Origin of the sequence: Hymenobacter sp. 5317J-9 (assembly GCF_022921075.1) — a bacterium.
In the GTDB taxonomy this organism is placed as follows: domain Bacteria; phylum Bacteroidota; class Bacteroidia; order Cytophagales; family Hymenobacteraceae; genus Hymenobacter.
Genome location: NZ_CP095050.1, coordinates 5,049,702 through 5,064,005, shown reverse-complemented (window position 1 = coordinate 5,064,005; position 14,304 = coordinate 5,049,702). Strand labels below are relative to the sequence as shown.

Annotated in this window: 8 protein-coding genes; 2 read left to right on the top strand and 6 right to left on the bottom strand. The window is 61.4% G+C overall.

The window, feature by feature from the left end:
* Window positions 1-30: 30 nt before the first annotated feature.
* The 5 genes from MUN81_RS21215 to MUN81_RS21195 all read right to left on the bottom strand — a co-directional run bounded on the left by MUN81_RS21215 (window position 31) and on the right by MUN81_RS21195 (window position 11,407).
* Window positions 31-3,039, bottom strand: coding sequence for a DUF2723 domain-containing protein (locus tag MUN81_RS21215; protein ID WP_245114084.1), 3,009 nt, complete (start codon window positions 3,037-3,039; stop codon window positions 31-33).
* Between the two features lie 193 nt (window positions 3,040-3,232).
* Window positions 3,233-3,868 (bottom strand): T9SS type A sorting domain-containing protein, encoded by a 636-nt coding sequence (locus MUN81_RS21210; protein ID WP_245114082.1) that lies wholly within the window; start codon window positions 3,866-3,868, stop codon window positions 3,233-3,235.
* 285 nt (window positions 3,869-4,153) lie between these two features.
* A complete protein-coding gene (locus tag MUN81_RS21205) occupies window positions 4,154-6,016 on the bottom strand; it encodes a T9SS type A sorting domain-containing protein (RefSeq protein WP_245114080.1) in 1,863 nt (620 codons plus the stop codon).
* The gene (locus MUN81_RS21200) at window positions 6,013-10,209 is read right to left on the bottom strand and encodes a zinc-dependent metalloprotease (RefSeq protein WP_245114078.1); all 4,197 of its coding nucleotides are present in this window, start codon (window positions 10,207-10,209) and stop codon (window positions 6,013-6,015) included. Before MUN81_RS21200 ends, MUN81_RS21205 begins: the two co-directional genes overlap by 4 nt.
* A gap of 460 nt (window positions 10,210-10,669) precedes the next feature.
* Complete coding sequence (locus MUN81_RS21195; RefSeq protein ID WP_245114077.1) at window positions 10,670-11,407, bottom strand: biotin--[acetyl-CoA-carboxylase] ligase; 738 nt, start codon at window positions 11,405-11,407, stop codon at window positions 10,670-10,672.
* An 88-nt stretch (window positions 11,408-11,495) separates the two neighbouring features.
* On the opposite strand from MUN81_RS21195, the gene rsfS reads away from it, so the two are divergent.
* On the top strand, window positions 11,496-11,876 hold the full coding sequence (rsfS, locus tag MUN81_RS21190) for a ribosome silencing factor (RefSeq protein ID WP_196295769.1): 381 nt from the start codon (window positions 11,496-11,498) through the stop codon (window positions 11,874-11,876).
* A gap of 61 nt (window positions 11,877-11,937) precedes the next feature.
* Here the strand turns inward: rsfS and MUN81_RS21185 are convergent, their stop codons facing one another.
* Window positions 11,938-12,153, bottom strand: a complete 216-nt coding sequence (locus MUN81_RS21185; protein ID WP_245114071.1) for a hypothetical protein — start codon at window positions 12,151-12,153, stop codon at window positions 11,938-11,940.
* Here MUN81_RS21185 and ftsH point away from each other — a divergent pair.
* Window positions 12,152-14,272: an ATP-dependent zinc metalloprotease FtsH gene (gene ftsH / locus MUN81_RS21180; protein ID WP_245114069.1), complete on the top strand. Its 2,121-nt coding sequence runs from the start codon at window positions 12,152-12,154 to the stop codon at window positions 14,270-14,272. The two genes, MUN81_RS21185 and ftsH, sit on opposite strands and share 2 nt — an antisense overlap.
* The last annotated feature ends 32 nt before the right edge of the window (window positions 14,273-14,304 follow it).

Genomic DNA, 14,304 nt, shown 5'->3' with positions numbered 1-14,304 from the left:
GGACCGGCCTTCACTCCTTCACTCATGCACCTACCGCGGGTAGTACTGGTTCATCAGCCCGTAGGCCTTCTGGGCGCGCACGCTGTCGCCGCTGAGCTCGGCGGCGCGGTACACGCTTTGCAGGCCCAGCAGGTAGCCGCGCATGTCGTCCTCAAACAGGCTGGCGTCGGGCTTGGTGCTGTAGTAGGCCAGCATCTGCTCCGAGCGGCGCGTCATGGTGTCGAGGATTTGGTCGGCTTTGGCTTTTTCGCCGCCGGCCACCAGGGCGGGCACCAGCTGCGGCGAATAGTAGTCGTAGGGAATCGTGTTGTCGGGCATCAGCTCCAGGCACTTGTCGGCCACTTCCTTGGCCTTGGCCACGTTGCCGCTGGAGAGGTAGGCCTGCGAAAGGCGGGCAAACTTGTCGCGGTAGTTGGCCGGGAAGCGCAGGTTGTTCTCGTCGTAGAAGATGTGCGGGTTTTGCAGGCCGCGGTAGCTGAAGGTTTTCAGCAGGCGCTCGTAGGTCAGGTCCTTTTCCACAAAGCCCTCGTCGCCGGAACGGGGGTCGTAGTTCGGGTCCTTCAGCGGCAGCAGGCGGTAAGCCATGCCTTCGAGCTGGAAGTAGGGCTGCAGGTTCATGTAGTCGCTCGGCGCCACGGTGCTGCTGAAGTAGATGGGGCGCTGCCAGTTGTTGCTGGCAATCATGTCCAGAATCACCAGGTTTTTCTTCTCAATGGCGCGTTTGCCCATGCTCCACTCCATCTTGCTCACGAGCTGGTTTTCGCGGTCCTTCGGGATGATGCCGAGCTTGCGCACTGCTACCGTGTCGATGGGCAGGTAGAAGTTGGGGGTCGGGAAGGAGTTCATGCTCGGGCCGCCTTCCTGGTACTGCACCTGCAGCAGCGGGTTGTTGGAGCTGATGAGCTGAATGAACTCTTTGAGGTTCACGCTTTGCACGGCCGGGTTGGCGGCGAAGGGCAGCATGTCGTTGGTGCCCTGGGCGTAAGACTCGGGGCCCATGCTGATGGGGAAGGGCTGCGACTTGTAGGCGCGGCGCTTCATCTGGGCAATGTACCAGTCGGTGTTCAGGTACGAGAGCACGGCCACGCGCACGTCGGTGCGCACGCCCTCCACCTCCTGGGCGTACCACAGCGGGAAGGTGTCGTTGTCGCCGTTGGTGAACAGGATGGCGTTCGGAGCGCAGGAATTCAGCAGGTTTTTGGCCGAGTCCACGGAATTGTAGCGGTTACTGCGGTCGTGGTCGTCCCAGCCCTGGGCCGCCATGATGCCCGGAATCAGCAAGCCCACCACCAGGGCCAGGCCGGCCCGCAGGCCGTCGGCCTTCACGGCTTTGCCAAACAATTCGGCCAGCCCCAGCACGCCCAGGCCTATCCAGATGGAGAAGGCAAACGTGGCGCCGGTGAAGGTATAGTCGCGCTCACGCGGCTCGCGCGGCGGCTGGTTGAGGTAGAACACGATGGCCAGGCCCGTCATGATGAAGAGCAGGCCCGTCACCCAGGCGTCCTTGCTGTCGCGCCGGCTCTGGAAAAACAGGCCGATGAGGCCCAGAATGAGCGGCAGGGCCAAGAAGTTGTTGTGGGCCGGGCTCTCGCCGATGCGGGCCGGCAGCGTGCCCTTGCCCGGGCTAAAGGGCGTGACCACGCCCGCCTGCTGAATGTCGGACTCGCGGCCCACGAAGTTCCACATGAAGTAGCGCCAGAACATGTGGCCCATCTGGTAGCGGAACAAAAAGCCCAGGTTCTGGCCCATGGTGGGCTTCACGCCGTCCTGAATGTCGACCCACTTCTTGTAGTTGGCAATCTGGTCGGGCTCGTAGCTGTAGATGCGCGGAATCAGCATCTTGTCCTCGTCGGCGTAGGTGTACTCAGGCTGCGGGGGCAGCTCCTTGTATTTGCCGGTTTTGGTGTCGCGGGCGTAGCGAGGGGCACCGGGCTCCTGCCCGTTGGGCTGGGCGTTGAACTGCGGGCCGTAGAGCAGCGGGCGCGAGCCGTACTGCTCCCGCTTGAGGTAGCTCACGAAGCTCAGCACATCCTCGGGGTCGTTTTCGTTGATGGTGGGCTGGAACGAGCTGCGGATGGGCACAATCAGGTACGACGAGTACCCAATCAGGATGAACACGAAGCACAGCATGGCCGTGTTCAGCAGTTGGCTGCGGCGCTGGTACGAAAGGCGGAAGCCGAACCAAATCAGGCCGATAAAAACAATCAGGAACACGAACAGGCCCGAGTTGAACGGCAGGCCAATGGTGTTCACGAAGAACACCTCGACGCTGCCCGCCAGCGTGGGCAGGCCCGGAATGATGCCCACCAGAATGGACCCCACGATAATCATGCTCACCACCATCACCAGGATGCCGCCCTTCATGCTGGGGTTGGCGGTGCGGCGGTAGTAATAGATGAAGCCCAATGCAGGCAGGGTCAGCAGGTTCAGCAAGTGAACGCCGATGCTGAGGCCGATGACGTAGGCAATGAGCACAATCCACTTGTCCGAGTCGGGCTCGTCGGCGTGGGCTTCCCACTTCAGCATCAGCCACACCACAGCGGCGGTGCAAAGGGCCGACATGGCGTACACCTCGCCCTCCACGGCGTTGAACCAGAAGGAATCGGAGAAGGTGAAGGCCAGCGCGCCCACTGCGCCCGCGCCCAGAATGAGCAGGCGCTGGTAGCCGTTGGGCTCGATGGCTTCGGCCCGCAGGTTGCTGTTGCCCACAGCCTCGCGCAGCACCAGCTTGCGGGCCATGCGGGTGATAATCCAGAACAAAAACAGCACGGTGAAGGCGCTGCTCAAGCCCGAAAGCGCGTTGATGAGCACGGCCACCTTGGTCACGTCGCCAAACGAAAACAGCGACATGATGCGGCCCAGTAGCAGGAAGGTGGGCGCCCCCGGAGGGTGCGGCACCAGCAGCTTGTAGGAGCAGGCAATGAACTCGCCGCAGTCCCAGAACGAGGCCGTGGGCTCCAGGGTGAGCAGGTAGGTGACGGCGGCAATGGCAAACACGAGCCAGCCGACCAGGTTGTTCAGGCTTTTAAAGGAACGCATACTTTCGAATGAGGCACACAACGCCGCCCGTCGTCAGCAAAACGCGGCCGGAAAAAGAAGCTGGCAAATCAGTTAAAGGGCAAAAGTAGGCAATGCACGGTTGCACTGCGCACGAACCCGCCGCCGATATAGCCCAGAAACACAAAAAGCAGCCAATGGCTGCTTTCTGGTTCTAAATTCAGGGGAATAATCCTCAGTTCTGCAACACAAGTCGTTTCGTGCTCACCACCTTGCCGTCGGCCAGCAGGCTGTAGACGTACATGCCGGCGCGCAGGTCGCTTAGGTCGAGGGACAGGCCGGCAGCGGTCAGCTCGGGCTTGAGGGCCACGGTCCGGATTTCCTGGCCGATGATGTTGCTCAGGCGCAGCTTGTAATCCACGCCGGGCTTCTGGTCCAGCTTCACCGTCACTTGCCCGTGGCTGGGGTTGGGGTACACGCTCAGATTAATGCCGGCGGCGCTGGCATCCAGCTTGGCGGTGGCGGTGGGCACCACCACCGTTAGCACGCCGTATTGACCTGCACCGGGAGCACCGTGGGCGTCGCAGTGATAGGGATACGAACCAACCGTGTTGAACGTGATGCTGCGGTTGGTTGTGAACGTGACCCACTTGCCGTTGTCAGAAGCGGTGGGGTGGCTAGATTGACCCACAAAATTCCAGGTCACTACGTCGCCCACATTGATGGTCCGGATGTCGAAATCCTGGGTGGTGTTGCCAGGGCCACGGTAGTAGTTGTCGCCCACCGTGATGGTGATGTTGGCGGCCAGCACCGGCGCCAGGGGCATGGCCAAAATGGCGGCCACTGCCATGATTCGAGTAAAAAGTTTCATGCGGGTAAGCAGAAAAGCGTGAGGTGATGGGTAAGGTAAGCGTTGATAATGGCAAAGACAAGCACCGTGCCGGGTTCTGCAACCAACGCCGGGCCAGTCGTTTCGGTTTGATGGACTGTCGAAACTGCCAAAAGTTGTATGGCGTCCGCAAAAACAACTCGGCAAAAAGGACAGGCCGGTTGCCTGAGTCTTTGAATATTTTGTTGATGAATTTGAATAGTAAGCCGTCTGGAAAGTTTAAGAAGATGAGAAGGCGGCTCTTTCTTTTAAGCTGCGCCGGCTGGCCTACTCCCGCACAAAGCGCTTAACCACGGCGCCCTCCGCGGCGCGCAGGCGCACGGCGTACACGCCCGGCGGCAGGCCGGTCAAATTCAGTTCGGCCCGCGCCACGCCCCCGCGCACGGGCACGACCCGCGCCCGCACCACCTGCCCCAAGGCGTTGAGCACCTCCACCGGCACTGGTGGCTGGGCCCGCAGGCCGGGCACTTCCAGCGTGGCGGCCCCGGCCGTGGGGTTGGGCCAGAGCCGCGCCCCGGCGACCAGCGCCCTGGCCCCGGCCGCGGCCAGGGCAAACGGAAACACGGCCTGCGTGCTGGTGCAGCCCAAGTTGTTGGTCACCGTCAGGCGCACGGCCGTGCCCGCGCCGGTGCCGGGGGCGTAGCGGTGCGGCGGCGGGGCGGGCCCGTCGAAGAAGGTGCCGTCGCCGAAGTCCCAGCGCCACAGCGCCAGCGCGGCATAGCGTGGGCCCGCCGTGGACAGGCTTACCAGCCGCAGGCTGTCGCCCCCAGCCGTGAAGGCGTAGCCCACCAGCGCCTGCGGCCGCACCCGGCACAGGTCCGCCACGTAAGGCGCTCCTACGTTGGCCACGTGTGTGAACAAGTCTTCTCCTGTGGTGGCAGAAGAATTGGCTAAAAAACCGCCGGCCAAGTACGCCGAGCTGTCGGGCCGGCTTATCATCGTGGAATACCCCGTCAGATTCTGCGGATTGTTGGCGTAATGATGTTGCCAAGACCAGCGCGGCACGCCGCCGGCCGAGAAGGCGGCTAAGTACCCATAATTTTCCCCCGTCAGGTAGACGTAACGCCCACCCCCAACGACGATGTTACCGCTGCGCATGGGCTGCACAATGTTAAAATATTCGCTATAGCCGCTGGGGTTGGGCTGAATGTAGCTCCACTGCGGGCGTAGCAGGCTGTCGACCTGCAGCAGCACGGCGTCATTGTTGGCGCTGGTGGGCAGGCGCCGCACCCCGCTGACCACGGCCCCGCCGTTGGCCGTGTTGAACACGGCGTAGCCGGTTTCGAACTGCGGCGACACGCCGAAGCGGGCCGTGCGGATGGTATCGCCCTGCGGGGAAAATTGCACCAGCCAATAGTCGAGGCGGGGCGAGGTCGCGCCGCCGTTGTAGATGGTGCCGTTGTCGGCGAATCCCGTGGCCAAGTACGAGCCGTCGGGCCGGGCCACCAGCCCGCCCAGGCTGCCCACCCCGCCGTAGCCCCGGCTGGGCCAGGTGCGCTGCCAGAGCGGGGTGCCCTGCCGGTCAAACTTGGCCACCCCGCCCTGGGTGTAGGTAGCCGTGGACGTACTCGCCGGCGACACCGGGCTGACCAGCACCAGGAAGCCATCGGGGACCTGCAGCAGGGCGCTGGCCGCCGCCACCGTGCTGACGGGGGTGACGGGGTAGAACTGCTGCCAGCGCACCTGGCCCAGCGTGTCGAGTTGAATGAGCGAGTACGTCCAGCTGCCGGGCAGGGTCGGGTTGGCGTTCGGCGTAAGGTGGTTGCAGAGCACTGTTAAATTCTGGTCCGGGCCTAGCACGGCATCGGTCATATAATCGCCGCCGTTGAGCTGATTGCGGTTCAGGCGTTGATACCGCACCGTGTCGCCGTTTGCCTTGCTCACCGTCAAGGTCAGCTCTATTTTGCTTCGGCCCTGTCCGTTTACCAGTCCGTTCACCCACGTATTACTGCAGTGCAAAAACCGATGGCCGGGCAACTCAAAGGATTTTATGCCCTCCAGTTGCTGAAAGCGGGGGCGATTTTTGCGCTCACTCACCAGCGCGGGCTGCGCTAGGGCCGCGTAGGCCAGCACAAAGCACCAGCCCCCGACCACGGTCAGGCACTGGCAAAAACGTGCGAGCCGGCTCATTGCACCAATAGGTTGTGGTGGGCTACGGGGCGGCCACCGATTTCCAGCGCATAGTGGTAGCCGCCGGGCGGCAGCTTGGCCACGTTCAGTTCTACAGTATGCTCGCCGGCCGGCACGGGTTGGCGCAACACTACCGCCCCCGAGTAATAATTTCTGACCACTAACTCTGCTTCCGCGCTGCTGGGCGGCGTTCGGTAGCTTATCGAGGTGGTGCCGTTGCAAGGATTGGGCGCGTTCTGGTCTAAAAATGCACCTGCAACGGCACTCGTTGCAGGCGCCTTCGGAGACGAAGGACCGACAATGCCCTGCAAACCGTACTGATAGCCTTCAGAAGCACAATCATTGCCTGGGACACCAGAGGATGAAGGAGTGAGCAGTTGATTGACAGTTCGTACAAGAATCTGCCCCCCGTTTCCAATGATGGAAGGAGCGATGTCGTCAAACGTCCAATAATCAATCGGTGCGTTCGTCTCTGAGTTGTAGATGTGATAAAAATGGTCGTTGCCGCTTGCCGTTCCTACGAACCAATTTTTTTGCAAAATTGGCCTTGTTTGACCCGGGCTTCCGGGAACCCGTTCCGTACTGATGTTGAGTTGCGTGCACGGGTCGTTGCTATAGTAAGCCTGGCAGAAGTCTCGCACGATGCCCATGCTGGTGCCACTCAGGTTAGGCAAACGCTCAAAGGTATTGCAGCTTACCACGGCGCCGCCGGTTGCGCTCAGCGAATGGTTCTGAGTGTTGGTGAAGTACACCCCATACACGCAACTGTAAAACAGGTTGTCGCGCACTTCCCCGCCTTGCTGCGTCGAGCCGCTCATGTACGCTATTTGCAGGTTGCGAAACGTGTTGTGGCGCACGATGCCGCCCGTGATAATGACCCCATGCTGCGGATAAGGAACCTGCGAATCATAGGTGGCGAGCGGCGTGTTCTGCCGAAAGTTGTTGCCTTCCAGCGTGAAGACGGGCAAGCCAGGCTGCGTGACGGTGGGCCCGAAGATGCCCACGCACACGCCCTCGCGCAGCATAGAAGTGGGCCCTTCGCCGGCCAGGTCCGTGGCAAACAGGTCCCGCAGCTGCGGGCTGTGGCTGGCCACGATGTCGTTGGCCGCGGGCGGGTACTCAAACTCGTTCATCGTCAGGTGCGTGCCGGCCGGCAGCAGGTCGTGGGCGTACACCCCCGCCACGTAGAAATTGCGAAACACGTTGTGGTCGGCCGAGAACGGCGCCGAAACCGGCGCCCATACGCCTAGCAGGGCATGGTCGAGGGTGCTGTTGCGCAGGGTCAGGCCGGCGCAGTTGCCGGCCAGGGAAAGATGCCGCTGGCTCACGTGCAGGTCGCGGGCCGATACATATTGCCAGGGCGTCAGCATCTGCCGGGGGTCTGAATCGAACAGGCAATGGTCAATCAGCCCGGCAAAGGGCATTTCCGATGCCTCGTTGCTCACCGTCACGCCCAAGCCGTTGTGCCGGAACGCCACGTAGTCGAGCTGCAGCGCGGGCTGGGCGGCGGAGCCGGCAGCGCCATAAATGCGCAGGCCATTGCGGCTATGGCTAATTTCAGAATACGCTACGGTGGGGGGCTGCTGGGCTACTACGCCGGCGCTGCTGGCTTCGGCCACGATGCCGCCCCACATCTCATCACAGGTGGCGGTGAGGCGTCCGCCGCGCAGGTCCAGTTGGGCGCCGTCGGCCAACGTCAGGGTCACTTTCGCTTCGAAGAGCAGCGTTGCACCTTCCGGCACCACAAACGAGCCGTTGGCCAACTCGGTGTCTCTGGTGAACACATAGGTTTTTCCCGGCGCGAACGTGTAGGACGTAAAGCGTGTGCCCGCGCTGTTCACGTCGACGTAGCTGCTCAAACAGCTCAGGCAAGTAGCCGGGCGCACGGTCACGGTGACTGGCTGGATGGCCGAGCAGCCACCCGCGGTAGCCGTTGCGGTGTAAGTGGTGGTGCTGGTAGGAGCCACCGTGACGGTGGCCCCTTGCAAGTTGCCGGGGTTCCAGGTGTAGGTGGTGCCGCTTGGGCCGCTGGCATGGAGCGTCACGGGTTGGCCGGCGCAGGACGCGGCGGGCGGGGTCACGGAAAACACGGACGTCCGCAGGTTGAGGGTAACGGTGGCGCAGGCTAGGCAGCGCCCCGAGCTAGCCGATTGGTTGCACAGTTCCAACTGGTAAGAAGCCAGCCCCTTGGCCCGCAAGGCAACCGTGTTTAACCGGTAAAAAGTTGTATTTCCCGGCGGGGGCGTTACCGCCGTCAGCACCCCGGACGCCGCTGGGTCGCGCCACACGGCCACCACGTTCTGATTAGCCGGGTCGTTCGGGTCGCGTAAGGTGCTGGTCAGGCTGTTCAGGCTAAACTGGCCGTCGGCACCGTAAGCCGCGGTGTTGCCCTCTACACAAATCGTGGCGGTGTTGGCCTGCAGACTGATGGTGGGCATGGGGATGATGGGCTGGGAGAATGAGTAGGCAACTGGGGGACAACCGTTGTTGAAATTCACCTCGACCCGGTAGGCCACGGGGCCCGGGCCGGCGGGGGCATCCACGTAATCGAAGCCGCTGGCTACGGCCACGTTATTCTTATACCAGGTTACATCGGTGGTGGCGTTGCCGTCCTGGGGGCCGCGGATGGCCATTGCCACGTCGGAGCCGGCGCACACCCCGAGCACCGTGCCGGAACGCAGGCGGGTAGACGCCGTGAAGGCAAGCGACTGGCTCAATATATCACACAGGCTGCTTTGGCAGTCGGCTTGCAGGTGAACCGTCGGGCGCAAGCCCAGAATAGTGTTGGGGTCGATGGTGAATCGGGCTTGCCGCTCGAGGGCAAAGGTGGCGCCCGACTCCACGCACAGGTAGCTGCCGGCTTGCGTGAGCACCTGGCAAGCATCCAACACCACCGGCACCGGGCCCACGTGCAGGGTTGCGCCGGCGGTCAGCGTGGCACTCAAGTGTTGGGAGGTGAAGCCCCCGCCGTTGCGAATGCTGATAAGGCCGCTATTGTCGCCGTCGGTGCCGTCGCCGCCCAGCCACAGCCGCAGGTCATCGCCGCATTCCAGCGCCGCGCTGGTGGCGTAATTGCCGAGCGTGCCGTTGTCCAGAATCAACTCGCCGCCTTGGCGAACCACTACTTTGGCCACCGGGCCCGCAAAGCCCACCCGGCAGCGCACGGTGAGCGAAGCACCCGCTTCGATGTACAGGTTGCCGCGCAGGTTGTGGGCGCTGTTCCACACCACGCGCTGGCCCGCGCCGATGGTCACGTCCTCGCCGGGCACCTGTTGGCAATAGTCCAATACCACTTTTTGGTCGAGCAAGGATTCCCCGGCGTGACCCAGATAATAGTGCATCTTCCCAATCTGGCATTGCGACATGGAAAACCCCGGCAAGTAGGCCGCATCCATCACATTATTAGTGGCACCTTGCGGGGCCACGGTAGGTGGGTCGTTGAATTGGGTGCCGCTACAGGCTTCGCTGCCGTCGAAGGTGTGCCCCAATCCCAGGCAATGTCCCAATTCATGCGCCAGCACATACTCAACTTGCCGAAAAGCATCTTGCGGATTGACGTTGCGCACACCGTTAGCCGACCACAGGGGGTGGTTATTCAACGTCCAGTAACTACCCCGCAGGTAGGCAAAAGAGCCAGGTGCATTATTGGCCGCGCCCCCAAACCCGTAATGACTCACGAGGTTGCCAAACTGGTCGGCCCGGGTACTGGGGAGGCCGGGGTTTTCGGCGAAAAACAGGTGGATGACGTGCTCTTTCTCGTCCGGCGTCAGCGCGGTGTGCGTTTGGTCCTGCGTGGTGTTGCTGTTGGCCACGAAGGTGTCGTAGTAGCTCGACAGACAGTGGGAAGTGCCGCTCAAATTGACGCAGCCCGTAAGGCTGTTGTTCGACAAATCCCACGCCACGGTGTTGCGGTAGTAGCGTATGCCTTCCAGCGCAAAGCGCACGCGCGTATCGGCGGCAACGCCCGTTGCGGGCACGGCCGCCGGGTTGGGCGTAAGGGTGGTTACGCGGTTGTCGAGCTGCGAATAAATGCCGTTAATGCCCCGAATGTCCCGTCCTCCGGCCCCGGTGCCGGCCGGAAAACGCGCCAGGCCGTACACCAACCCGCGCAACAAGGCTTCGTCGGCCCCGCCATCCTGGGAAGGGGACTGCCAGTTGCCGGTACCGTCATCCTTTTGGAAGACGTGAAACATGATTCGGACAGTTTTAATGGGGATAGCCGGCAAGTTTTGTTCCTGATACGCAACCGGGCTGTACTCCGGAAATTGCTCGCAACTGCTATTGTTGACCACGATGCGCCGGAAACTGGGTATAGCACTGCGGCAGGCTATGCGCGTTTAAATCCTGGGCAAGGGCAGGCGCTGAGGACCACAAGCAACTAAGCGCGACGCTTAGTAAACAGACGGCTTTCCTGTGGAAAGAAAATCGGGGGCACAACGAGTAGAAATGTTCCATAGGAAAAGAGTTAGGAGATAATGAAGCGAATATAGCAGTTTCGTTATCGCATTCACCCTTATTCTCAGTCATTTCACTGGTTATCTCGCCCGCATCCATTATACCCCACCGCGTCCTGCAGCGCGCAGCTGAAGCAAGACGGCCAGATGACTTTCCCAGCGGACTTACAAGAAGCATAGGCCACGACCGCCGCGGTTGCTACAGGTGCCGGATTTCCTGCATGCCAAACCGTCGTAGCTCCGCGCCCACGGCCACGGCCAGCCGGCCATCGTCTTCCACGCCCACTATCTGCCCCTGCGTTTCCTGCCCGTCAATGAGAAAAGAATGTGTTTCCTGGTAGCGGTACAGGGCGTGCAGGTAGGCTTGGCGCAACGCGCCCACCTGCCCGGCGCGCAGCTGCAGGTAGCGCCGCTCCAGGCATTCGAGCAGGCGGGCGGCCAGCGCGGCGCGGTCGTAGGCGCGGCCCGTGAGCAGGCCCAGCGAGGTGGCCGTGGGCACGGCAAACCCTTGCTGGTTGATATTCATGCCGATACCAATGATGCTATATTGAATCTTTGCCCCGCTCAGGGTGTTTTCAATCAAGATGCCCCCCAGCTTCTGGTCGCCGTAATACAGGTCGTTGGGCCACTTTAGCTTCAGTTTCGGGTCGGAGCCCAGCAGGGCCGCGGCCCAGTCGTGCACCCCCAGGGCCACGGCCTGGCTGAGTTGAAACTGTTGCGCGGCCGCCAGAAACGTGGGCTGCCACACCACCGAAAGCATCAGGTTTTCGGCGGCGGCACCTTCCCACTGGTTGCCGCGCTGGCCCCGGCCAGCCGACTGAAAGTCCGTAATCACGGTGCAGCCCTCACTGGCCCGGTTTTGGACAATCAATGCCTGGGCCTCCGAATTGGTCGAGGCACAGGCCGGCAACCAGAGGAGTTGTTGGCCCGTGAACAAGGTTTGAGGGGTGACAACCACGGCCTTCTTTCGCGTATCGTTAACTTCGTAGACTTTCAGCTGCAAAGCTCACACCTAACACCACAATATGAAAAGCACGTTGGTCCGGCAGGATTCAGACACATTGGCAGATTTGGTCATCCGCGGGATGCAGGACAAAAAAGCGTCCGACATCGTGGTGCTGAATTTAAAAGAACTCAAAAACGCCGTGGCAGATTATTTTATCATCTGCTCGGCCAATTCCGATACCCAGCTCGACGCCGTGGCCCGCTCGGTGGAAGAGGAGATTGAAAAAGTGACCGGCGAAAGCCCCTGGCAAACCGAAGGCCGTACCAACCGCGAGTGGGTGCTGCTCGACTACGTGGACGTGGTGGTGCACGTGTTCTTGCGCGACCGCCGCAAGTTCTACGCCCTCGAAGAACTGTGGGGCGACGCCGACATCCGCTACGTGGAGGAAGAGCCGGCGTAAGGATTGGCCTGGGGCGTAAAACGAATATAGGAACGTCCTGCTGAGCGCAGCCGAAGCATCTCTACCGCGTAACTAATCCTGATGATTGGATTACTTCCGTAGTAGAGATGCTTCGACTTCGCTGCGCTGCGCTCAGCATGACGTTCTCTTTTTCTTGAAAATCCAACTTCGCCCAAAATAAAACCGCCCCTTCCGCGTCTTCTGCCTGGCCGAACATTTGCTTCTGAGGCAGTGTTAGGCTCGTGGTTATACCTGATTTTAAAGTAGCTATTTTCATGTCGGATAAAAATCCCAACAACAAGAAAAAGAAGCCCCTGACGCCGGCGCCCAATCCGCGGCCGGGCCTGCAGCTGTGGGTACTGGCCGGCTTGCTCGTGTTCGTGTTCGGCGTACTGGTGATGAACAGCATGAACGCGCCGGCCAAAATCAACCAGCAGCGCTTCGAAAACATGCTCGCCGCCGGCGACGTGAAGGAAATTACCATCATCAGCAACCAAAAGCTGGTGGAAGTGAAGCTGAAGCCCGAAGCCCAAGAGAAATACAAGCAGGAGCTCACGCGCCGCACGCCCTTTGGGGCCAGCGGCACGGGTGGGGCGCAGTTTTATTTCCCCGTGGTCGATGCCAAGCTCTTCCAGGAAGACCTCGACAAATTGCAAAAAGACGTGGCGGCCGGCCAGCGCCTGCCCCTCAACATTGAAGAGCGCAACAGCCCCGGCGACTACATCTGGAACTACGGTTTCATCGTGCTGATGATAGTCGGGTTCTGGTTCCTGATGCGCCGCATGGGCAGCGCCGGTGGCCCCGGTGGTCAGATTTTCAGCATCGGCAAGAGCCGCGCCGCCCTGTTTGAAGGCGGCGACAAGGTGAAAATTACCTTCAAAGACGTGGCCGGCCTCGAAGAAGCCAAAGAGGAAGTGCAGGAGATTGTGGAGTTCTTGAAGAACCCCAGCAAGTTCACCATCCTCGGCGGCAAGATTCCGAAAGGCGCCCTGCTCGTAGGCCCTCCCGGTACCGGTAAAACCTTGCTGGCCAAAGCCGTAGCCGGCGAGGCCGACGTGCCGTTCTTCTCGCTGTCGGGCTCCGACTTCGTGGAGATGTTCGTGGGCGTTGGCGCGGCCCGCGTGCGCGACTTGTTTAAACAAGCCAAAGCCAAGGCGCCCTGTATCATTTTCATCGACGAGATTGACGCAGTGGGCCGCAGCCGCTCGCGTGGCTCAGTGCCCGGTGGCAACGACGAGCGCGAGAACACCCTGAACTCGCTGCTGGTGGAAATGGACGGTTTTGGCACCGATTCGGGCGTCATCATCCTCGCTGCCACCAACCGCCCCGATACCCTCGACTCGGCCCTACTACGTCCCGGTCGTTTCGACCGCCAAATCAGCATAGACAAGCCGGATATTAACGGCCGCACCGAGATTTTTAACGTGCACCTCAAGCCCCTGACGCTGGGACCCGACGTGGACGCCCGCCGGCTGTCGGCGCAGACCCCCGGTTTTGCCGGCGCCGAGATTGCCAACGTCTGCAACGAGGCCGCCCTCATCGCCGCCCGCCGCGACAAAAAGTTCATCACCGACCAGGACTTCACCGACGCCATCGACCGCGTGATTGGGGGCCTGGAGAAGAAAAATAAAATCATCTCGCCCGGCGAAAAGCGCATCGTGGCCTACCACGAAGCCGGCCACGCCATCGCAGGCTGGTTCCTGGAGCACGTCGACCCGCTGGTGAAGGTGAGCATTGTGCCCCGCGGGGTGGCCGCCCTCGGCTACGCGCAGTACCTGCCCAAGGAGCAGTTTTTGTACAACACCGAGCAACTGATTGACGAAATGTGCATGGCCCTGGGTGGCCGCGCCGCCGAGGAGCTGGTGTTTGGCAAAATCTCGACCGGCGCCCTGAGCGACCTGGAGCGCATCACCAAGATGGCCTACAGCATCGTGACGATGTACGGCATGAACGCCAAGCTTGGCAACGTGTCGTTCTACGATTCGAAAGGCCAGAACGAATACGGTTTCTCAAAGCCGTACTCGGAAGCCACTTCGCAGATGATTGACGAGGAAGTGCGCACCATCATCGACCAAGCTTACACCCGCACCAAAGAGCTGCTAACCGAGCGCCGCCACGAGTTGGAGGTAATTGCCAAGGAGCTGTTGGAGAAAGAGGTGCTGCAACAGGAAGACCTGACCCGCCTGGTGGGCCCGCGTCCCTTCGCTACCCAGACCAACTACCAGGCCCACATGGCCGGCACCGACCGCAGCGAAACCGCCAGCGAAGTGAAAGGTGAGCAGACCGCCGGCGGCAAGCTCGGCAACGACCTGCCCGACCTGAACCTGCCCGGCTTGAACGACGACCGCAACAACGAAGCGTCGGCTCCCAGCGGCAATGCCGTAGCCGGCGCGTAGTCATTCACGTCTTCTAAGAAAAAAAGCCCGCT

Coding starts and splice junctions, on each gene's coding strand:
- MUN81_RS21215 (WP_245114084.1), bottom strand. CDS start 3,039: ATGCGTTCCTTTAAAAGCCTGAACAACCTGGTCGGCTGGCTCGTGTTT.
- MUN81_RS21210 (WP_245114082.1), bottom strand. CDS start 3,868: ATGAAACTTTTTACTCGAATCATGGCAGTGGCCGCCATTTTGGCCATG.
- rsfS (WP_196295769.1), top strand. CDS start 11,496: ATGAAAAGCACGTTGGTCCGGCAGGATTCAGACACATTGGCAGATTTG.
- MUN81_RS21185 (WP_245114071.1), bottom strand. CDS start 12,153: ATGAAAATAGCTACTTTAAAATCAGGTATAACCACGAGCCTAACACTG.
- MUN81_RS21200 (WP_245114078.1), bottom strand. CDS start 10,209: ATGTTTCACGTCTTCCAAAAGGATGACGGTACCGGCAACTGGCAGTCC.
- MUN81_RS21205 (WP_245114080.1), bottom strand. CDS start 6,016: ATGAGCCGGCTCGCACGTTTTTGCCAGTGCCTGACCGTGGTCGGGGGC.
- ftsH (WP_245114069.1), top strand. CDS start 12,152: ATGTCGGATAAAAATCCCAACAACAAGAAAAAGAAGCCCCTGACGCCG.